The sequence below is a fragment of the Faecalibacter sp. genome (assembly GCF_057177045.1).
On the sequence record NZ_CM169987.1, the window covers coordinates 1,390,291 to 1,409,820 of the forward strand.

General features: G+C 33.2%; 23 protein-coding genes. 8 read left to right on the forward strand and 15 right to left on the reverse strand.

The features are described 5' to 3' along the window. Positions 1 to 34: 34 nt before the first annotated feature. Positions 35 to 682 carry a carboxypeptidase-like regulatory domain-containing protein gene (locus tag AC1QSP_RS06310; RefSeq protein ID WP_484080272.1) on the reverse strand — a complete coding sequence of 216 codons (648 nt, stop codon included), beginning with the start codon at positions 680 to 682 and terminating at the stop codon, positions 35 to 37. A gap of 157 nt (positions 683 to 839) precedes the next feature. Here AC1QSP_RS06310 and rlmD point away from each other — a divergent pair, with 157 nt between their 5' ends. The 6 genes from rlmD to rplI all read left to right on the forward strand — a co-directional run bounded on the left by rlmD (position 840) and on the right by rplI (position 5,169). Then, positions 840 to 2,258 carry a 23S rRNA (uracil(1939)-C(5))-methyltransferase RlmD gene (gene rlmD, locus AC1QSP_RS06315; protein WP_484080273.1) on the forward strand — a complete coding sequence of 473 codons (1,419 nt, stop codon included), beginning with the start codon at positions 840 to 842 and terminating at the stop codon, positions 2,256 to 2,258. Between the two features lie 13 nt (positions 2,259 to 2,271). After that, positions 2,272 to 2,826: a DUF6452 family protein gene (locus tag AC1QSP_RS06320; RefSeq protein ID WP_484080274.1), complete on the forward strand. Its 555-nt coding sequence runs from the start codon at positions 2,272 to 2,274 to the stop codon at positions 2,824 to 2,826. Between the two features lie 7 nt (positions 2,827 to 2,833). Further along, positions 2,834 to 3,457 (forward strand): DUF6048 family protein, encoded by a 624-nt coding sequence (locus AC1QSP_RS06325; RefSeq protein ID WP_484080275.1) that lies wholly within the window; start codon positions 2,834 to 2,836, stop codon positions 3,455 to 3,457. A 389-nt stretch (positions 3,458 to 3,846) separates the two neighbouring features. Beyond that, positions 3,847 to 4,194: a 30S ribosomal protein S6 gene (gene rpsF, locus AC1QSP_RS06330; RefSeq protein WP_322969140.1), complete on the forward strand. Its 348-nt coding sequence runs from the start codon at positions 3,847 to 3,849 to the stop codon at positions 4,192 to 4,194. A gap of 8 nt (positions 4,195 to 4,202) precedes the next feature. Then, complete coding sequence (gene rpsR / locus AC1QSP_RS06335) at positions 4,203 to 4,505, forward strand: 30S ribosomal protein S18 (RefSeq protein ID WP_072930426.1); 303 nt, start codon at positions 4,203 to 4,205, stop codon at positions 4,503 to 4,505. Positions 4,506 to 4,530: 25 nt separating this feature from the next. After that, positions 4,531 to 5,169, forward strand: a complete 639-nt coding sequence (gene rplI, locus AC1QSP_RS06340; protein WP_322969139.1) for a 50S ribosomal protein L9 — start codon at positions 4,531 to 4,533, stop codon at positions 5,167 to 5,169. A gap of 123 nt (positions 5,170 to 5,292) precedes the next feature. Here the strand turns inward: rplI and AC1QSP_RS06345 are convergent, their stop codons facing one another. From AC1QSP_RS06345 to hemA, 5 genes are all read right to left on the reverse strand, one after another. Next, positions 5,293 to 6,090: a superoxide dismutase gene (locus AC1QSP_RS06345; RefSeq protein ID WP_484080276.1), complete on the reverse strand. Its 798-nt coding sequence runs from the start codon at positions 6,088 to 6,090 to the stop codon at positions 5,293 to 5,295. A 142-nt stretch (positions 6,091 to 6,232) separates the two neighbouring features. Then, positions 6,233 to 7,261 carry a uroporphyrinogen decarboxylase gene (hemE, locus tag AC1QSP_RS06350; RefSeq protein ID WP_484080277.1) on the reverse strand — a complete coding sequence of 343 codons (1,029 nt, stop codon included), beginning with the start codon at positions 7,259 to 7,261 and terminating at the stop codon, positions 6,233 to 6,235. Continuing rightward, entirely contained in the window at positions 7,248 to 7,925 is a 678-nt protein-coding gene (locus tag AC1QSP_RS06355) for a uroporphyrinogen-III synthase (RefSeq protein WP_484080278.1), read from the reverse strand. The genes hemE and AC1QSP_RS06355 overlap by 14 nt, the downstream gene beginning before the upstream one ends. Next, positions 7,925 to 8,848: a hydroxymethylbilane synthase gene (gene hemC / locus AC1QSP_RS06360; protein WP_484080279.1), complete on the reverse strand. Its 924-nt coding sequence runs from the start codon at positions 8,846 to 8,848 to the stop codon at positions 7,925 to 7,927. The genes AC1QSP_RS06355 and hemC overlap by 1 nt, the downstream gene beginning before the upstream one ends. Before the next feature lie 6 nt (positions 8,849 to 8,854). After that, entirely contained in the window at positions 8,855 to 10,102 is a 1,248-nt protein-coding gene (gene hemA, locus AC1QSP_RS06365) for a glutamyl-tRNA reductase (RefSeq protein ID WP_484080280.1), read from the reverse strand. 197 nt (positions 10,103 to 10,299) lie between these two features. Between hemA and AC1QSP_RS06370 the strand changes: the two genes are divergently transcribed. Beyond that, a complete protein-coding gene (locus AC1QSP_RS06370; protein WP_484080281.1) occupies positions 10,300 to 11,181 on the forward strand; it encodes a helix-turn-helix transcriptional regulator in 882 nt (293 codons plus the stop codon). A gap of 81 nt (positions 11,182 to 11,262) precedes the next feature. Further along, the gene (locus AC1QSP_RS06375) at positions 11,263 to 12,315 is read left to right on the forward strand and encodes an endonuclease (protein ID WP_484080282.1); all 1,053 of its coding nucleotides are present in this window, start codon (positions 11,263 to 11,265) and stop codon (positions 12,313 to 12,315) included. A gap of 251 nt (positions 12,316 to 12,566) precedes the next feature. Here AC1QSP_RS06375 and AC1QSP_RS06380 read toward each other — a convergent pair whose 3' ends face one another. The 9 genes from AC1QSP_RS06380 to ubiE all read right to left on the reverse strand — a co-directional run bounded on the left by AC1QSP_RS06380 (position 12,567) and on the right by ubiE (position 19,508). Beyond that, on the reverse strand, positions 12,567 to 12,896 hold the full coding sequence (locus AC1QSP_RS06380; protein WP_484080283.1) for a T9SS type A sorting domain-containing protein: 330 nt from the start codon (positions 12,894 to 12,896) through the stop codon (positions 12,567 to 12,569). A 126-nt stretch (positions 12,897 to 13,022) separates the two neighbouring features. Next, entirely contained in the window at positions 13,023 to 13,847 is an 825-nt protein-coding gene (gene tsf, locus AC1QSP_RS06385) for a translation elongation factor Ts (protein WP_484080284.1), read from the reverse strand. Between the two features lie 118 nt (positions 13,848 to 13,965). Beyond that, positions 13,966 to 14,706: a 30S ribosomal protein S2 gene (gene rpsB, locus AC1QSP_RS06390; protein ID WP_484080285.1), complete on the reverse strand. Its 741-nt coding sequence runs from the start codon at positions 14,704 to 14,706 to the stop codon at positions 13,966 to 13,968. A 124-nt stretch (positions 14,707 to 14,830) separates the two neighbouring features. Next, positions 14,831 to 15,217 carry a 30S ribosomal protein S9 gene (rpsI, locus tag AC1QSP_RS06395; RefSeq protein ID WP_121933518.1) on the reverse strand — a complete coding sequence of 129 codons (387 nt, stop codon included), beginning with the start codon at positions 15,215 to 15,217 and terminating at the stop codon, positions 14,831 to 14,833. An 8-nt stretch (positions 15,218 to 15,225) separates the two neighbouring features. Then, positions 15,226 to 15,681: a 50S ribosomal protein L13 gene (gene rplM / locus AC1QSP_RS06400; protein WP_322969128.1), complete on the reverse strand. Its 456-nt coding sequence runs from the start codon at positions 15,679 to 15,681 to the stop codon at positions 15,226 to 15,228. Between the two features lie 175 nt (positions 15,682 to 15,856). Next, the gene (locus AC1QSP_RS06405) at positions 15,857 to 16,717 is read right to left on the reverse strand and encodes a fumarylacetoacetate hydrolase family protein (RefSeq protein WP_484080286.1); all 861 of its coding nucleotides are present in this window, start codon (positions 16,715 to 16,717) and stop codon (positions 15,857 to 15,859) included. A 96-nt stretch (positions 16,718 to 16,813) separates the two neighbouring features. Then, positions 16,814 to 17,956: an acyl-CoA dehydrogenase family protein gene (locus AC1QSP_RS06410; RefSeq protein ID WP_322969126.1), complete on the reverse strand. Its 1,143-nt coding sequence runs from the start codon at positions 17,954 to 17,956 to the stop codon at positions 16,814 to 16,816. A 31-nt stretch (positions 17,957 to 17,987) separates the two neighbouring features. Then, the gene (gene porT / locus AC1QSP_RS06415) at positions 17,988 to 18,746 is read right to left on the reverse strand and encodes a type IX secretion/gliding motility protein PorT/SprT (RefSeq protein ID WP_484080287.1); all 759 of its coding nucleotides are present in this window, start codon (positions 18,744 to 18,746) and stop codon (positions 17,988 to 17,990) included. A 27-nt stretch (positions 18,747 to 18,773) separates the two neighbouring features. After that, complete coding sequence (ubiE, locus tag AC1QSP_RS06420) at positions 18,774 to 19,508, reverse strand: bifunctional demethylmenaquinone methyltransferase/2-methoxy-6-polyprenyl-1,4-benzoquinol methylase UbiE (RefSeq protein ID WP_322969124.1); 735 nt, start codon at positions 19,506 to 19,508, stop codon at positions 18,774 to 18,776. Between the last annotated feature and the right edge of the window lie 22 nt (positions 19,509 to 19,530).

The window sequence follows — 19,530 nt, forward strand, 5'->3', positions numbered from 1 at the left end:
TTAAATAATTAAAGCAATTTTATTTGATTTGGCTCTATTTTAACTTCACATTCACAACTTCACCCTCTTGTTTCACTTCCACAAAAAGTTCTAAAAATTCGCTGCCATTCTTTTGATACGTATACGGTTCATAATAGTCAATTCTTCCGTAATTGTCATATCCACTTCCTGTGTATTTACTTCCCGAATGAGTGGTATAATAATCTAAAGTTGCGAAGATGTAATACTTACCTGGTCGCATATCAGGAAATGTAAATTCTCCACTACTGTTAGTAATCGACTCTAATCGGTAACGATAAGCTTCTGGAACCATCTGTACAAATGTGTTTCTTTTAGGGTTATGTTTTGATTTATCTTTCCATAATGTATAATATTCATTAAAATATGAAGTTACTGGAAATAGAATAATTTTTAATTTATTCGCATAGACTTTTGGTCCTGTCTTTAATCCAAAATTTTTATCTTCACGTACCCTTGTGAAAGCTACTCCTGAAATTTTACCTTTTCCCATGGCTAACATATTTTTAGCCGCAACAGAATCAAATTTCTGGGAAGGAAAGATAATTTTCTCATTTTGCTTTCGAATCATTTCTTCTTTGTCTTTTTTTTCTGGCTCTACATATTGCGCATTAATCCATGGCATCGATAACAAAAACATACTATAAAGTAATAATTTTCTCATATTTACAAATGTTTAATTTTGACCAAATTAACAATTTAATTCAACATAATCTATTGTCATTGAACAGTTTAACATTTAAACGTTATGTTTATAGGCTTTGGTAGTAATCTGTTTTTGAAATAATTCAATATTTCAATTACATGATTATCTTTGCAGAATGGGAAGAAAAGTGAAACAAAAAATCATCTTGAATAATATCGAAGTTTTACGCGCAGGAGCTAAAGGCGTTTCTGTAGGTAAAACGGAAGAAGGTAAAACCGTTTTAATTAAAGGGGCTATACCTGGAGATGTAGTAGACGTACATGTATTAAAAAAGAAAAGCAGCTATTTTGAGGGTCAAGCTGTAGCTTTCCATAAGCAGTCTGAATATCGTGTAGAACCAAAATGTGAACATTTTGGCGTATGTGGAGGATGTAAGTGGCAAGATATGAGTTACGATGCTCAATTAAAATTCAAGCACGATGAAGTGGTCAATAACTTAGTTCGTATTGGAGGATTTAAAGACATCGAAAACGAAACCGATTACATCGTTGGATCAAAAGAGCAATATTATTATCGTAACAAATTAGAATTTACTTTTTCGAATGCGCGTTGGTTAACATTAGATGAAATTAATTCAGGGAACGATTTTAATGATCGTGATGCTGTAGGATTCCATATTCCTGGCGCATGGTCTAAAGTATTAGACATAAAAAAATGTCATTTACAACGTGATCCTTCGAATGCCATTCGACTAGAAGCGAAACGCTATGCTGTAGAGCATGGATTAGACTTTTTTGATTTATACAATCAAGAAGGTTTCTTACGTACCTTAATGATTCGTACTTCACAAAACGGACAATTAATGGTATTGGTACAATTCTACCGTGAGGAAAAAGAAAACAGAGAAGCATTCTTACAGAATTTATTAGACAAATTCCCAGAGATTACTTCTTTATTATATGCAATCAATCCAAAACAGAATGATTCTGTATATGATTTAGATATCCAAGTTTTTGCAGGTGAGGATCATATTATGGAACAAATGGAGGATTTAAACTTTAAAATTGGTCCAAAATCGTTTTACCAAACCAATCCAGAGCAGGCGTATGAATTATACAAATTAACGCGTGATTTTGCTGGATTAACAGGAGATGAATTAGTATATGATTTATATACAGGTACAGGAACAATTGCTCAATTCGTATCGAAAAAAGTGCGTAAAGTTGTAGGAATTGAATCGGTTCCAGAAGCTATTGAAGCGGCTAAAGCTGCTGCAGAGCGTAATGGAATTACGAATTGTGATTTCTATTGTGGTGATATGAAGGATGTGTTAAACCAAGAATTTATCGAGCAACACGGTATTCCGGATGTTATCATTACTGATCCACCACGTGACGGAATGCACAAAAAAGTGGTTGAAAATATTTTATTTATGAACCCGAAGCGTGTGGTTTATGTATCTTGTAACTCAGCTACACAAGCTCGTGATTTGGATTTGATGAAAGAACAATATAAAATTGTTAAAGTTCAGCCTGTTGATATGTTCCCACAGACACATCACGTAGAAAATATCGTAGTTTTAGAAAGAATTTAATTTCGACCATTGAATGAATCGTCAATTTCTAAAAAATAGCTTATTAACGGCATCTATCATCGGTCTTGCTTCTCTAACGAGTTGTGAGCCCGATGATGTTTGTTTACCAACAGATGCACCGTTTGTCACGATTGAAGTCAAATATACTGACTCTATCACACCTTTAGCAGATTCAGTTATTTATTATGAAGCTTTTGCTAATGATACTTTACTGATTGAAAAAGGAAGTTTTACTAAAAAATCAAAATTTAATTTACCGATTCAAATTACGAATTCCAATTCGGTTAAATATGTTTTGAAACAAGGAAATGATTATCGCACCTTTCAAATTATGGGAACAGATACCATTTTCACAGATCATATTGCACCCATTGATGTATTGTATGTAAATTATACGTTTGATAATAAATATGACTCAAAGGGCTGCGGATTTGGTATCTATTTTAAAGACGCTTCAATCACTGCGACATCAGACAATTGGATTAAGGGAATCGAAACTGTAAATACAACTATAGACAATGCAACGAACACTAATTTTATCATTTTTGCTGAGCCTCGTAGCAACTAATTCTTTATTGGCTCAAAACGATTCTGTTGCGATTACTACTGATAGTATAAAACCTATTCAAAAAGTTAGTGATTTATATATTGCAGTCGATTTTGCCACTCCAATCCAATCCATTTATTCTGATAAACAAGGCGCTCAAGCCTCATTGGCATATCAATTGAATAAAAAATGGGTAGCCATTGTTGAATTAGGTTACGAAAAGAATAAATATGATGAGGGACAATGGAAAGTGGATGTGGACGGTACTTCGATAAAAATCGGTGCGAATTGGTTTTTCAGTCAAGAAGAATCAAATTATACCAATGGATTTTATCTAGGTGCGCGCTTTGCATACGCTTCTTACAATCAAACCATTAATCAATATCCCATTCGAGACATTAATGCCAGCGAAATAATTGGATTTGGCAGTATGGATAAAGCTCGTGTAGCATCCTATTGGGCAGAAATTGTAGTTGGAGGTAGAATCCAATTGTACAAAAATCTTTATGGTGATTTCTCTATACATCCTGCAGTATACTTAGGAAGTAAGAAACAAGAAAATATTGATCCATTAGTTATTCCTGGTTATGGAAGAAATAATGGTCCATTTAATTTACCAATCTTCTGGGGCATATCGTATAAATTGTTTTAAAAATAAAAAATTGTATAAAAATAAAAAGGTCGGAATAAATATTCCGACCTTTTTATTTTTCAAATATATGATGCAAATTTAAAACACATTAGTCAAGGGCCTTAAAAAAAGGAAAACCCCCACTTACGTGAGAGTTTAACCTTAACCAACCTAAACCTATGAAAAAGCCATTAGCCTTTTATGCTGACAAATTTAACATAGTTTTTTTAATAAACAAACATTTAAAATCAATTTTAAAAAATAATTTAAAATCAATAAAAATTCATCATTTTACTCAAATCCGAAAATGAGCCATTTAAAATTTATAACTGAAGGTCAATCAATTCAAAAATAATCCCTATATTTGCACCTCGTAAAAATTAGTATTAACATAATTAAAGTAGTTTAAAATGACAAATTACGAAACTGTTTTCATTTTAACTCCCGTTCTATCTGATTCTCAGGTAGAGGAAGCAGTTAAAAAATTCAACGATTTTGTAACTTCAAACGGAGGTGAAATCGTTGCAACTGAAAATTGGGGATTAAAAAAATTAGCTTACCCAATTCAAAACAAAAGAAATGGATTCTACCACTTAGTAGAGTTCAAAACTGAAAATGCTGACTTAGTATCTCAGTTAGAAGTAGCTTACAAGCGTGATGAGCGTGTTATCCGTTTCTTAACTGTGAAATTAGACAAACACGGTGTTGAATGGGCTGAAAAACGCAGAACTAAATTAAAGTCTAACTCTAACAAGTAATCAAAGCTATGGCAATCGACGATTTAGCAAAAAAAGCAGCAGGAGGTAGCGAATCAGAAATCCGTTATTTATCTCCATTAGATATCGAAACACAATCAAATTCAAAATATTGTCGTTTCAAAAAATTTGGAATCAAGTATGTTGACTATAAAGATGCTGATTTCTTATTACAATTCGTAAACGAGCAAGGTAAAATCTTACCTCGTCGTTACACAGGAACTTCTTTAAAATACCAAAGAAAAGTTTCTAAAGCTATTAAAAGAGCTCGTCACTTAGCATTAATGCCATTCATCGGTGACCAATTAAAATAATTAAAAACCTAAAAGAAATTTTATCATGAACGTAATTTTAAAACAAGATGTAGATGGTTTAGGTTTTGAATTTGAAATTGTTTCAGTAAAACCTGGATACGCTCGTAACTTTTTAATTCCACGTGGTTTAGCTACTGTAGCTACTCCTAAAAACGTTGCAGAATTAAACGAAGTTTTAGAAGCTCGTAAAGCTCAAGAAGAATCTTTAATCGCAGACGCTACTGCTAAATCTTCTAAATTAGAAGGATTAGTAATTAACTTAGAAGCTAAAGTTGGTAACGGAGACAAATTATTTGGATCTGTTAACAATGCTGACTTAGCTGAAGCATTAGTTAAAGCTGGTGTTGAGATTGAGAAGAAAAACATCAAAATCCCTGGAAACACTATTAAACGTTTAGGAAAATATACTGCTAAAGTACGTTTCCACAGAACGGTTGAAGTTGATTTCGATTTCACAGTAGTTCCAGATGCTGACTCTATTAAAGCTGCTGAAGAAGCTGCTAAAACTAGAGCAGAGATGGCTAAATTAGATGCTGAAAAAGCAGCTAAAGCTAACACAGAAGAAGGATCTTTCTTCAACTTCGATAACCCTATCTATGCAAACGATAAGAAAAAAGAAGTGAAAGAAGAAGTTTCTACTGAAGAAGCAGCAACTGAAGAATAATTTATTATTCCTTATACTTCAAAATCCTCAATCGTATGATTGGGGATTTTTTTTATACTCAACTCAATAAAAAATGCCATACGAAATTGTATGGCATTTTTTTATCAATCAATAACGATTCAATTATTTTATTGCTTTCTTATAGTTGTTATCCACCTCTTTCCAATCCAATACATTGAAAAAAGCATCAACATAATCTGCTCTTAAATTTTTATATTTTAAATAATAGGCATGCTCCCAAACATCAATTCCAAGGATTGGCGTTCCTTTTTCTTCTACAACACTCATTAATGGATTGTCTTGGTTAGCAGTTGAAGTTACGGCTAATGTACCATCTTCTTTTACAATTAACCAAGCCCAACCTGAACCAAATTGTTTCGTTGCAGCTTCTTTTAATTTCGCTTTCAATTCATCAATTGAACCAAATGATTCATTGATTTTCTTTAATAAATCACTCTTATCATCCAATTGGTTTGGAGTTGGAGACATGATGTCGAAATATAACATGTGATTGTATAAACCACCTGCATTATTGCGAATTGCCTTATCCGCAATAGCCTGATCATTTTTTAATAATTTCTCAATGTTTGATTCTGAAATATTAGCCTCTTTTAGCGCTTTATTTAAATTATTAATGTAACCTAAATAATGTTTACCATAATGCGTTTCCATCGTCGTAGCATCAATGTATGAAGCTAATTCATCGTACCCGTATTTTAAAGGTTTGATTTGATAAACACCTGGATCAGCTTTAACATCTGTTGGACTCCCAATAGGTTCTGGTGTAAGATTAGCTGAATCAACAACAGTAACAGAATCTACCGATCCATTTGTATCTGCCGCTTTATTATTCTTATTATCACAAGATTGCAAAGCAAAGGCAGCTGTTAAAATTGCGGCTATATAAATATGTTTTTTCATTAGATATTGTATGATGTGATTTATTATTGCTAAAATATAGTAAATAACTCTGAATATGAAAGAGATATTCATCAATTTTATGTTAAAACCATAAAAAAAGAGCTCCTTAAGAGCTCTTTAAAAAAATATGAGAATATTTATCTTAATCTTTCTTATAATTTACTACTGCTTCAATAAATGCTTGTGCATTTTCTACAGGCACATTCGGTAAAATACCGTGACCTAAATTCGCAATGTATTTTGTTGTACCAAAACCATCGATCATTTCTTTCACCATTTTTTGAATCGTTTCTGGTGTCGATAATAAACGTGATGGATCAAAGTTACCTTGTAAGGTTTTCTTATTTCCTGTAAATTGACGTGCTAACTCAGGTGTAATCGTCCAATCTACGCCTAATCCAGAAGCTTTAGAATCGGCCATTTTTTCTAAGGCAAACCAACATCCTTTAGCGAAAACTGTAACAGGAACAACTTTCGATACTTCATCCACAATTCTTTCAATATATTTCCAAGAGAATTCATCGTAATCCGCTGGTGATAACATACCTCCCCAAGAATCGAAGATTTGAATTACATTAGCTCCGTGTTCTACTTTCTTTAATAAGTAATCAATTGTTGTTTGTGTAATTTTTTCCAACAACATATGAGCAGCTACAGGATTTTTGAAACAGAATGATTTTGCAATATCAAATGATTTAGACCCTCTACCTTCTACGGCATAACATAAAATTGTCCAAGGTGAACCAGCAAATCCAATTAATGGAATATTGTTATCTAATTCTTTCTTTGTTAAATCCATTGCAGCATAAACGTATCCTAACTCTTCCTCTACATCTACAACTGGAATGTTTTCTACATCTTGTAATGTACGAATTGGATTTTCTAACCATGGACCTACGCCTGGTTTCATTTCGAAATCCATTCCCATCGCTTGAGGAACAACTAAAATATCTGAGAAAATAATTGCAGCATCTAAAGGAAAACGACGAATTGGCTGTACTGTAATTTCAGCTGCTAATTCTGGCGTTTGACAACGTGTAAAGAAATCATACTTATCTCTTAAAGCAATAAATTCTGGTAAATAACGTCCTGCTTGACGCATCATCCATACCGGTGGACGTTGTAATTCTTCTCCTTTTAATGCTCTTAAAAGCAAATCATTTTTTATCATTTATGCTATCTTTTATCTGGTTAACAACCACCTCGACCAATGGAATATTTGCGGTGATGATGGTATGATGTTTATAAACTTGTTCGACTGCGTGAGTCGTTGTTTTTCCTACGGTAAAAATAATGGATTCCGATGGAATTTGGTTGTTTTTAACAAAGGCTTGAAAAGACAAAGGACTAAAGAAAACATACGCATCAAATACTTGACTCATTTTGTTTTCAATAGGTTGAGATTGATAGGTGATAATCTCATTTAAATGATGTCCATGACATGATAACACATCAACTAAAACATCTCTTCGAGTATTTCCACAAAAGAAATTCCACTCCTTCCCTACTTTGCGTTTTAAAATTTCATCTGCCAATTCTTGCGCATAATCTTTTTCTAAAACGACGTTGAAGCCTACCTCTCTTAATTTTTGTGCAGTCTTTTTACCAACAGCATAAAAATCGCCTTCTAATTGTAAACCTTTAATGGCTTGTACTGAATTCTGACTAGTAATTAAAAATTGTTTACTGTTTGGATTCAATTGAGAATTAATCTCCTGTTGATCCGTTAAAGAAATCTGTAAAGATGGAATGGTTTCAATGAATACATCCGAACCCAATTGCTCGATCAACCAACCTTTATCAATTTCTTTTGTAAACAATATACTTTTAATCATTATCGTTGTCCGATTTCTTCTTTAATTTTTGTGATCATTTCACCTGCACCTTGAGCGATTAACGCTTCCGCAAATTCACGACCTTTATTTTGATATTCTTCTTTTGAAAACTCTTCTTCAATGGTCAACATTTCTTGACCATCAATTGAAAGAACTGCTCCTTTAAAAGAATAAGTATTTTCTGATTTTGGTTCTACCAAGGCTCCAATTGGTGCTGTACAACCTCCTTCTAAAACATTTAAAAATTGACGTTCAACAGTCGCATAGATTTCACACTCCTCATCATTTAAATTAGGCATTTCGAAACCTTGTTTTGAAACAATTCCTAAAATTCCTTGTGAAGGTGCTGCCACCATCCAATCGATGATTTTATAATGAAGACCTTTTGCTTTTAATTCTTCTAAAATTTCAGCACGATCTAATCCTGCAAAAGCAAATACAGCCCCATCCCAATCGTTATCGATTAATTTCTGTAAACGTAATTGTACATTCCCACGTAAATCAACAACTGTATCGTTTGGATATTTATGGTTCCAGAATGCTTTACGACGTAAAGAACCTGTCGCAATCGTACGGTGTTCTTTTTGAAAAATTTCTTCTGATTTATAGACTAAGATATCGTGAGAATTAGCACGTTCTGGGTATGCGATTAATTCTAATCCTTCTGGTAAGATGGTTGGTACATCTTTTAAAGAGTGTACGGCGATATCTACTTTATCATTAATTAAAGCAATATCTAACGAACGTGTAAAAACTCCGGTTAAACCTAAAGAATAAATAGGTTGTTTTAAATTATTATCCCCTTCTGAAGTAATTGGAACAATTTCTACATCACATCCTTTTGCCTCTAGCAAAGAAGCCACTTTATTGGCTTGCCAAAGTGCTAATGGACTTTGACGAGTTCCAATTTTTATCGTTTTCATTTTGAATTAAGCTTGTTTTAGATGAAACATTTTCTCGATTAACTCGATCGTTTCTTTTGAATCGTCACGATTCTCGATTAAGAAAGAAGCAAATTGATTAGTGATCTTTTGCATTAACTTATTCGTTAACATGATTTCGTTTTCAGATACCTCGATATTATCCTTTCTTAAGTTATTTAATTCATGTTGTTGTAGAAATTCTAAACGACTTTTGAACGATTGAATTGCAGGCACCAACTCACGATTTTCTAACCATTCGTAGAATTCATTTGAATACTCTTCGATAATTGCAATCGCCTCAGGCACCGCATTACGGCGCTGAGCGATTGTATCATCTACCATTTTTGATAGTCCATCGACATTCACTAATTGAATCGACTCACGTGATGCTAATGTATGAACTACGTTTTCTGGAACTGACATGTCGATAATCGTCATTTCCTTATCAAAAGGAATCATATCTTCTGTAACTGTATGGAAAGATGCTCCTGTAGCTACAATTAAAATATCTGTATTTTTTAACTCTTCTTGAAGTTCGCTATGATCTTTTACTTCTACATCGTGTTTCAGGGCAACTGCTTCTGCTTTTGCCTTTGTACGATTGATTAAAGTAATTTTAGTATTAGGATAATGTTTCACTAAATTGGTACATGTATTACGTCCAATTTTACCTATACCGTATAATAAAATATTTTTACCTGCTAAATCAGGTTGTGTTTTTTGAATAAAATTGACAGCTGAATACGCTACTGAAGCAGAACCATTACTTAAGAAAGTTTCATTTTTTACTTTCTTTGAAATCTGAATCGCTGTATTCACCAAACGCTCTAGAAAAGCATTTGAAGCGCCCATTTTTTTGAAACGTACAAACCAGATCTTGATTTGTCCAATAATATCAAAATCACCTAAAATTTGACTTTCTAAACCTGATGATACACGGAACAAATGCGTAATCGCATCCTCCCCCTCTTTAACCATCATAAATTGACGAAACTCATTCGCATCACCTTCTGTAAACTTACAGTATTGTTCTACAATCTGATCTTCGCTATCAGCAAAACCATAGAACTCTGTACGATTACATGTAGATACTACAAAGAAATTTTCAAGACCATTGTCTTGAGCATCTTTGGTAAATGCTTCTACCTGCTCTGGGAAAAACGTATATTTACCACGTGTAACGGCATCAGCTTTTTCATAGCTAATTCCTACCACGTAAAATTTCTGTTCTTCTTTATTTCCTCTAATTGTCATTATCTGTAAAAACTGATACAAAAGTACTTCAAATCATTTAGGAGAAAATACCTTTAAACATAAAAAATAACGCTAAAAGTTAATTTAGTCTTTTTTAGAATTATTATAAATTAATACTTAAATTTGTTCTAAATCCGTTATTTAGAGTGAATCGTATGAAATTTCACTTATTTATATGACGAAACTCATTAAATGTTATGAATATAAAAAATACCCATAAAAGTATAATAAAAGAATATAAAGTTTCTGAGGATGTATTCATCGCTCTATTAGACAATAATACAGCATCTACTGAAACCATTCTGAAAGGAATTGACAAACGATATATACAATTTTATTTCTGTACCAAGGGGTCCTTAACATTTAATTTTAATAATGGTATTTATAAAATCAATCTCGTAGAAGGAAGAAGCTTTTTATTTTATTATCCGTCGTTAGATCTTCCTTTAAACTTAAATATTAATGCTGATAGTAAGGTTTGTATTGTGGTTTTATCCATTGAAAAATTATATCAATTGTTTGCCGAACATGGCATACAAGATAATTTTATATCGAATATTAATCTCAATCAATTCTATCAAGAAAAAATATTTACTACTCCAATTCAATTGGCATTATCACAAATCGAAGAAATGAAAATGGCTCCAGAATTTGAACGATTGTATTTAATTGGTAAAATGTACGAGTTGTTTACCCTTTATTTTTCAAGTCCTACTATTGAAGAAACAGATCAAAACCCTTTTATTTCCAATGATATTCAAGCTAAGAAAATAAAGGAAATTCGAAATATGCTTTTAGAAAATTTGATCCATCCTCCAACGCTGAAAGAAATAAGTGAGAAATATTCGATTTCCGAATATCTTTTAAAAGATGGGTTTAAAAAATTATACAATAATACAGTGTATGGTTTTGTATTGGATAAAAAATTAGAGTTTGCCAAAGCTCGATTAGAAGAAGGTCAAATGAAAGTAAAAGATATTGCTTTTGAAATTGGATATGAAAACCCATCTCATTTTATATCAGCATTTAAGAAAAAGTATGGCATTACTCCAAAACAGTTCACTAAAACTTTAATGTAATAAAAATTATTTATAAACAATTAAATATCATAATTTTATCTCATAAAAAATTTTACATTTGCTCGATTTACAAACGATTAAATGAAAAAATTTTTATTTTTACTATTACCCTTTTGTGTTAGTGCACAAATTCCGGCATATTATGACGGAATCGATTTTACTGTTAGCAACACAGAACTACAAGGAGATTTAAGCGATTTAGTTATCGCTACACATCGCAACAAACTAACGTATACGCCAGGTGTATGGGATGCTTTAGTTGTATCAGATTTAGATCCTGAAAATAGCAATAATGTATTATTAATCTACGGATTTGATGATAATAGTGTTGCAAAAAATCATCGCAGCCGCGATAAATCATTAACCAATAATGGAGGATGCGGAAGTTGTGAAGGACGTTGGGAAAGAGAACATGTTTTTCCTAAATCATTAGCAGAACCCGCTTTAATTACAACAAGTAGAAGTGCTGGTACAGATGCCCACAATTTAAGAGCTGTGGATCGTCAAATGAACAGTTCGCGAAGCAATCGTCCTTACATTGACGGTTCAGGGAATGCGTATACAGTCGGAAATTATGCCTTTTATCCAGGTGACGAATGGATTGGAGATGTTGCTCGTATCATGATGTATATGTACATTCGTTACAATGATGCCGATTCTCAAATATGTGACCCTAATCGAGTAGCTTGGGAAGGAACGAATACCTTTTCACCAGGAATGCCCGATTTATTCCTAAAATGGAATGCTATGGATCCACCATCTGAAATCGAAATGGTACGTAATGAAGTGATCTCTGAATTGCAAGGGAATCGTAATCCTTTTATCGATAATCCTTATCTTGCGACTTTAACATGGGGTGGTGATGTTGCACAAAATAATTGGGTTGAACTATCTACTACAAACTATATCCCAGAAGAAATAAGCGTTAACATCACACCGAATCCTACTTCGGATATCGCTACGATTGAAGTAAAAAACTTTAAATCTGCTAACCTTTATAATATTAGCGGAGCATTAATTAAATCCAATTTAAAACGTACATTTTCTATCGCAGAATTGCCTGCAGGTACATACATTGTAACCATTCATCTAGAAAATGGAAAAATCGTTACGAAAAAATTAATAAAAAAATAATTTAAATAGGAAGGAAAAAAGCTGTCAAAATTGACAGCTTTTTTATGATTGATTTCCAAGAAGTCTGAAGTTGATATACTTAATGAAATAACTTCATTGTTAAAATTTCATCTATTTCCTGCATATTATACATACTACTTTTCTTTATAAAAGAATATTAAATTGACTCAAAGAGAGTTTTTTTTTTAGCAATCAGCTATGCATAAAAAAAAGGTAAACTTTCGTTTACCTTATATATTTCTGTTGAAAAATTAATTTTTAATTAATGACAATGCTTCTGTTGAACCATCAGCATTAAATACACGAACTATGTATTTCCCTTTCTTTAAATTTTGAATATTCAATTTAAAGTTAGGACTTTGATCTACTTTTTTATTTAATAATTCATTCCCTATTAAAGAATAAATGGCGACATAGCTAACTTTATTCGGTTGAGAAAACTTAATGTTAACTTGACTTGAAGCTGGATTAGGGTATAATGATGTATTATTTTGATCAGTATTGCTCCATGCACTTTGTTGCGCTTGAACTGCTGAAAAAGATAAAATCAAAAATGTAATATATAGTAGAATGTATTTCATAAGCGTGTAATCCTAACAAATATAAACAATTATATTAATTATACAAATCCAAAACTTATACCAAATAAAAAAAGTGACCTCGATTTGAGATCACTTTATGATATATTTATAAAATCTTACGATTTATTATAAGCTGTAACGGATGTATCCAGTAACTGTTAAGTCAGCGTTAACTGCTTTTACTACATCTTTAACAGAAGTTTTACCATCTTTAATAGAAGCTTGGTGAACTAATGTATTCTCTTTGAAGAATTTTTGTAATTTTCCTTGAGCGATGTTTTCGATCATGTTTTCTGGTTTACCTTCTGCAGCTAAAGTCTCACGAGCGATTGATAACTCAGTATCAATAACTGATTGCTCAACTGAAGTCTCATCTAAAGCTACTGGGTTCATTGCAGCAACTTGCATAGCAACGTCACGAGCAACTTCTGAAGCACCTTCTACATTAGCAGATAAAGAAACTACAGCACCAATTTTGTTTCCAGCGTGGATGTAAGCGTTAACTAAAGCACCTTCGATTACTTGGAATGCACCAACTTCGATTTTCTCACCGATAACACCTGTTTGCTCAGTTAATTTCTCAGCTACAGTAATTCCAGCATATGGTAAAGCTAATAATTCCTCTTTAGTGTTAACTGTTAAAGCTAAGTCAGCAATTTCGTTAGCCATAGCTACGAAAGCTTCGTTTTTAGCTACGAAGTCAGTTTCACAGTTTAAAGCGATAACAACACCTTTAGTTGCGTCAGCGTTAATTTTAGCGATAACTGCACCTTCAGTAGACTCACGGTCAGCTCTTTTAGCAGCTACTTTTTGACCTTGTTTACGTAATACCTCTACTGCTTTGTCAAAATCTCCACCAGCTTCTTCTAAAGCTTTTTTAGAGTCCATCATTCCCGCACCAGTTGCGTTTCTTAATTTACTTACCTCAGCGGCTGTTGCTTTGTAGCTCATAGTAATATTTTTTATTTATTATTTTTTACTTTAAAATTCAAACAAAAGTAGCTCATACATCAAAAGATGTAGGAGCTACAATGTATATTATATCGATGAATTGATCATCAAGTTAATGTTAAGCTTCTGTTGTTTCAGCTCCTTTATCTTCTTTTGCTTTTTCTTTCTCAGCTTTACGAGTTGATAAACCAGCTTTGATTGAATCTGCTACAGTAGATAAGATGATATCGATAGATTTAGAAGCATCATCGTTTGCAGGAATTGGGAAATCCACTAAACGAGGATCAGTATTAGTATCCACCATAGCGAATACTGGAATACCTAATTTTTTAGCTTCAGCAACTGCGATGTGCTCACGTACAATATCTACGATGAATACAGCAGAAGGTAAACGAGTCATATCAGCGATAGAACCTAAGTTTTTCTCTAATGATAATCTTTGACGATCAACTTGTAATCTTTCTTTTTTAGATAGTGTCTCAAACGTACCGTCTTTTTTCATACGATCGATTGAGTTCATTTTTTTAACTGCTTTACGGATAGTAACAAAGTTAGTTAACATCCCACCAGGCCAACGTTCTGTAATGTAAGGCATGTTGATTTCTTCAGCATGCTTAGCTACAACATCTTTTGCTTGTTTTTTAGTTGCAACGAAAAGAACTTTACGTCCAGATGCAGCAATTTTTCCTAAAGCTTCAGATGCTTCATCTAACTTCACTGCAGTTTTGTGAAGATCGATGATGTGGATTCCGTTTTTCTCCATAAAGATATAAGGAGCCATAGCCGGATTCCATTTTCTTGTTAAGTGACCAAAATGCACACCTGCATTTAATAAGTCCTTTACATTTACTTTTGCCATTTTCTTTTTTTTAGTTTACGTTCCGTTATCTCAACAAGCAACAGAAAAGTGGTCGAACAGATCTCGCCTTAACTGTTTAGATGCTAAACCAACGGAAAATGGATTTTTTAATAAATTGAAATAATTAACGTTTAGAGAATTGGAATTTCTTACGTGCTTTCTTCTGACCGAATTTCTTACGTTCAACCATACGAGGATCACGAGTTAATAACCCTTCTGGTTTTAATGTTAAACGGAAATCTGCATCAATTTCACATAAAGCTCTAGAAATCGCTAAACGAATTGCTTCAGCTTGTCCTGTAATACCTCCACCAAATACTTTGATATCTACATTGTATTTATCTTTAGTACCTGTTAAGATAAAAGCTTGTTCAACTTTGTATTGTAATACTGCAGTTGGGAAGTAGTTTGCTAACTCACGTCCGTTAATGAAGATTTCTCCATTCCCTTCTTGTAAATATACACGAGCTACAGAAGTTTTTCTACGTCCGATTTTATGAACTATTGCCATAGAATTAATTATAAATATTCGTTAATATCGATTTGTTTTGGTTGTTGAGCTTCGTGATTGTGCTCTGAACCTACAAATACGTGTAAATTAGTTAATAATTTGCTACCTAATTTGTTTTTTGGTAACATCCCTTTAACTGATTTCTCAATTAAACGAGCTGGATCTTTAGCAAAAACTTCTCTTGCAGTTAAAGATCTTTGACCTCCTGGGTAACCAGTGTGGCGGATGTATAATTTATCATCCCATTTACCTCCTGTTAATTGAATTTTCTCAGCATTAATAACGATTACATTATCTCCACAATCTGCATGAGGAGTGAAATTCGTTTTGTGCTTTCCTCTAATAAGCTTCGCAACACCTGACGCTAAACGACCTAATGATAAGTCAGAAGCGTCCACAACTACCCATTCTTTCTGAGCAGTTTCTTTGTTGGCTGATGTAGTTTTGTAACTTAACGTGTCCACTATCTTGATTTTTAATATTTTATAAATTACCGACAATCCGATCGGGGTGCAAATGTAAGAATTCCTTTTGAATTGTAAAAGAACAATTCAAAATTTAATAGAAATTCGACCACATTTTGCGCCAATCACGAATTAATCGTTTGCAAAATTACTCTTTTTATTTGATATAATCCGATTAATCTTTACGAAATGGTAAAATCTCTTGCGTTGTAGAACCTAAACCATCGATTCCATACTCGATGATGTCTCCTGGTTTTAACCAAATTTGTGGCTCTTTCCCCATTCCTGAACCTGCAGGTGAACCCGTAGAAATAATATCTCCAGGCAAGAATGACATAAATTGAGATAAGTAAGAAATTAATTTTGGAATACGATTGATGAAATCTTTTGTATTTCCATCTTGCATCATTTCACCGTTTAACTTTAACCAAACACGTAGATTATTTACATCTTCAATTTCGTCTTTTGTTGCAATAAAAGGTCCTACTGGCGCAAATGTATCACACCCTTTTCCTTTATCCCAAGTTCCACCTCTTTCTGTTTGGAACGCTCGCTCAGAAATATCATTAATTAAAGCATATCCGTATACGTGGTCCATAGCTTCTTCCTCCGTCACATTATTTGCTTTTTTACCAATGATTACACACAATTCTGTTTCCCAGTCCATTTTTGTTGAACCATAAGGTTGCATAATTCCATCTTGAGGACCATTAAACGATTGATTCGCTTTAATGAACATAATAGGTTCCGCTTGTTGTTGTAAACCTGTTTCTTTTACGTGATCTTCAAAATTTAATCCCACACAAACAATTTTACCTGGACGAGTTAATGGTGTACCAATACGTACATCATCGCTCACCTCTTGTAAAGCATCCATGTTTTGCGCGATATAATCTTCTAATTGTTTCTGTTTCTCTTCATTTCCAAAGAAGTTTTCATCATAAATGATTCCTGAAGCTGACACATCGTACTTCTTATCATTAATAATAACTCCTGATTTTTCTTGACCCTTTGGTCCGAATCTAAAGATTTTCATGACTTTGATAAATTTTTTCCAGGGGGCAAATATACAAACAGAAAAAGGGATTCTAAATCAGAATCCCTTTTATATGATAAATTTCAGTTTTTATAACTATCCTTTAGCGATACCTCTAGAAATTACAATCTTCTGAATTTCAGATGTTCCCTCGTAAATTTGAGTAATTTTAGCATCACGCATCATACGTTCTACATGGTATTCGCGTACATACCCATTTCCTCCATGGATTTGTACTGCTTCAGTAGTAACATTCATTGCTGTAGTGGAAGCGAATAACTTTGCCATTGCTCCAGATACCGAAATATCTTGTCCAGCATCTTTTTCAGCGGCTGCTTTATAACATAACATACGTGCGGCAGAAATATTTGTCGCCATATCAGCTAACTTAAAAGCTACTGCTTGGTGATTAATAATTTCTGTTTTAAACGCTTTACGAATTTTAGCATATTCTAATGCTAATTCATAAGCTCCTTGTGCAATTCCTAAAGCTTGAGAAGCAATTCCGATACGTCCTCCGTTTAAGACATTCATCGCAAATGTAAACCCGAATCCATCTTCACCAATACGGTTTTCTTTTGGAACTTTTACATCATTAAAGAATAAAGAGTGTGTATCCGATCCACGAATTCCCATTTTATTTTCTTTCGGTCCAATTTCAAAACCTTCCCAACCTTTTTCGACAATAAAGGCATTGATTCCTTTGTGTCCTTTTTCAGGATGAGTATGAGCGATAACCAAATACGTTGATGCATTTCCACCATTCGTAATCCAGTTTTTTGTTCCGTTTAATAAATAGTAATCTCCCATATCTACCGCAGTAGTTTTTTGAGATGTAGCATCCGATCCTGCATCAGGCTCAGATAAACAAAATGCTCCGATCACTTGACCAGAAGCTAAAGGCACTAAATATTTTTGTTTTTGCTCTTCAGAACAGTATTTTTCCATCCCTGCACATACTAATGAATTATTTACAGACATTACTACTGCAGCAGAGGCATCTACTTTTGCAATTTCTTCCATTGCAATGACGTAAGAGACACTATCCAATCCCGAACCTCCATATTTAGGATCTACCATCATTCCTAAAAATCCTAACTCTCCCATTTTCTTTACAGCATCATAAGGAAATGTTGAAGTTTCGTCGCGCTCGATTACACCTGGCAATAATTCAGCTTTAGCGAAATCACGAGCAGCTTGTTGGATCATTAATTGCTCTTCGTTTAAATCAAAGTTCATGGTTATATTTTATTTATGGTTTTAAATGTGATTATTCAAATTTCAATGAAAAGACCACTGCACGAGTTTGTAACGAATTTAATGTATTCGCAAAACCAACAGTCTCTGCTTTATCCGGAACCAATTCGTTATTGAAGAAGAATATTCCTTTTACAGAAGGCGTTAATTTGAAACGTTTGAAATAGATTTCAATTCCCATTTCAGCCTGCCAGTTGAAATTATGTGTATTGGTACGGAAAACACCTTGTCCGTTATCATCTTCTTTATCCTCGTTGGATTGTAAATTATTGGTATATCCGAAACCTCCTTGAAGGTATGGACGAGTATTAAACCAACGATCTCCTGTAAAATTTAATAATAACGGAATATCTAAATATGTAGATTTAACTTCTCTTTCATAGATTTCAGGATTTTCAAAATCCCTTACTTGAAATAATAACTTTCTTTGAGCAAAATGTACTCCTGGTTCTACTTTAACAGCAATATTATCGGTTAGTCTCAATTTACCCATTAAACCAACTGAGAATCCTGGTTTAGATTCTTGTTGTAAATAAACTAATCCATGATCGTTCACTCCATCGTCATCGGATGTCGCGTTAGGTAAATGATCATTTTGAGCTTTTGGAGAAACTTTATACGACATAATATTTGTCCCTAAGTAATATCCAAATGAAAACTTTTTTTCATCCTGCTCTGTTCTATTCCACTCTCTATCGGAGTTTGGTCTAAATTGCGCACTTACCAAAGTGGCTGTAATTAAAGCAATTGCAGTTAGTAAATTCTTTCTCATATAGTGTTCAACGTATTACAAGCCATATTATTTTATACTCTTATAGATGCTTGCAATTCCAAATGTAAGTTTTTTATCAATTGGTTGATTAAATTTTACACTTTTTAAAATATTTTTCATTTCCTCACCATGTGGGAATGCTGCTACAGAGTCAGGTAAATACGTATAAGCACTCTGATCTTTTGAAATTAATTTCCCGATTGCAGGTAAAATATTTTTTGAGTAAAATGTATACAATTGCTTCATAGGGAAACTTGTTGGATACGAAAATTCTAAAATTATAAACGTTCCACCTGGTTTTAAAATACGGCGAATTTCTGATAACCCTTTTTCTAAGTTTTCAAAATTTCGAACCCCGAATGATACTGTTACACAATCGAATGTATTGTCTTGAAAAGGTAAATTTTCCGAATCACCTTGGATCATTTCCACACGATTAGTTAATCCCTCTGCTTGTACTTTTTTGCGCCCTACTTCTAACATACCAGCAGATAAATCTAAACCTGTAATTTGAGCCGAGGTATTCTTAGCCATCATAATGGCTAAATCTCCTGTTCCTGTCGCAATGTCTAAAATGGTTTGAGGCTTAGCTGCTTTTACCATTTTAATGACATCTTTTCTCCATTGGATATCAATTCCTCCAGATAGAATACGATTTAATAAATCGTACTTCGGAGAAATGTTATCAAACATCTGTTCTACTTGTTTTTTCTTTGTTAAATCAGATGAATCGTATGGAGTGATATTATCGTGTTTTGCCATTATCGTTTTCTTATATTTTGTG

What these genes read in the sequence shown, in the direction of transcription:
- AC1QSP_RS06310 (WP_484080272.1), bottom strand. Translation starts at nt 682, where the DNA reads ATGAGAAAATTATTACTTTATAGTATGTTTTTGTTATCGATGCCATGG.
- rlmD (WP_484080273.1), top strand. Translation starts at nt 840, where the DNA reads ATGGGAAGAAAAGTGAAACAAAAAATCATCTTGAATAATATCGAAGTT.
- AC1QSP_RS06320 (WP_484080274.1), top strand. Translation starts at nt 2,272, where the DNA reads ATGAATCGTCAATTTCTAAAAAATAGCTTATTAACGGCATCTATCATC.
- rpsF (WP_322969140.1), top strand. Translation starts at nt 3,847, where the DNA reads ATGACAAATTACGAAACTGTTTTCATTTTAACTCCCGTTCTATCTGAT.
- rpsR (WP_072930426.1), top strand. Translation starts at nt 4,203, where the DNA reads ATGGCAATCGACGATTTAGCAAAAAAAGCAGCAGGAGGTAGCGAATCA.
- rplI (WP_322969139.1), top strand. Translation starts at nt 4,531, where the DNA reads ATGAACGTAATTTTAAAACAAGATGTAGATGGTTTAGGTTTTGAATTT.
- AC1QSP_RS06345 (WP_484080276.1), bottom strand. Translation starts at nt 6,090, where the DNA reads ATGAAAAAACATATTTATATAGCCGCAATTTTAACAGCTGCCTTTGCT.
- hemE (WP_484080277.1), bottom strand. Translation starts at nt 7,261, where the DNA reads ATGATAAAAAATGATTTGCTTTTAAGAGCATTAAAAGGAGAAGAATTA.
- AC1QSP_RS06355 (WP_484080278.1), bottom strand. Translation starts at nt 7,925, where the DNA reads ATGATTAAAAGTATATTGTTTACAAAAGAAATTGATAAAGGTTGGTTG.
- hemC (WP_484080279.1), bottom strand. Translation starts at nt 8,848, where the DNA reads ATGAAAACGATAAAAATTGGAACTCGTCAAAGTCCATTAGCACTTTGG.
- hemA (WP_484080280.1), bottom strand. Translation starts at nt 10,102, where the DNA reads ATGACAATTAGAGGAAATAAAGAAGAACAGAAATTTTACGTGGTAGGA.
- AC1QSP_RS06370 (WP_484080281.1), top strand. Translation starts at nt 10,300, where the DNA reads ATGAATATAAAAAATACCCATAAAAGTATAATAAAAGAATATAAAGTT.
- AC1QSP_RS06375 (WP_484080282.1), top strand. Translation starts at nt 11,263, where the DNA reads ATGAAAAAATTTTTATTTTTACTATTACCCTTTTGTGTTAGTGCACAA.
- AC1QSP_RS06380 (WP_484080283.1), bottom strand. Translation starts at nt 12,896, where the DNA reads ATGAAATACATTCTACTATATATTACATTTTTGATTTTATCTTTTTCA.
- tsf (WP_484080284.1), bottom strand. Translation starts at nt 13,847, where the DNA reads ATGAGCTACAAAGCAACAGCCGCTGAGGTAAGTAAATTAAGAAACGCA.
- rpsB (WP_484080285.1), bottom strand. Translation starts at nt 14,706, where the DNA reads ATGGCAAAAGTAAATGTAAAGGACTTATTAAATGCAGGTGTGCATTTT.
- rpsI (WP_121933518.1), bottom strand. Translation starts at nt 15,217, where the DNA reads ATGGCAATAGTTCATAAAATCGGACGTAGAAAAACTTCTGTAGCTCGT.
- AC1QSP_RS06405 (WP_484080286.1), bottom strand. Translation starts at nt 16,717, where the DNA reads ATGAAAATCTTTAGATTCGGACCAAAGGGTCAAGAAAAATCAGGAGTT.
- AC1QSP_RS06410 (WP_322969126.1), bottom strand. Translation starts at nt 17,956, where the DNA reads ATGAACTTTGATTTAAACGAAGAGCAATTAATGATCCAACAAGCTGCT.
- porT (WP_484080287.1), bottom strand. Translation starts at nt 18,746, where the DNA reads ATGAGAAAGAATTTACTAACTGCAATTGCTTTAATTACAGCCACTTTG.
- ubiE (WP_322969124.1), bottom strand. Translation starts at nt 19,508, where the DNA reads ATGGCAAAACACGATAATATCACTCCATACGATTCATCTGATTTAACA.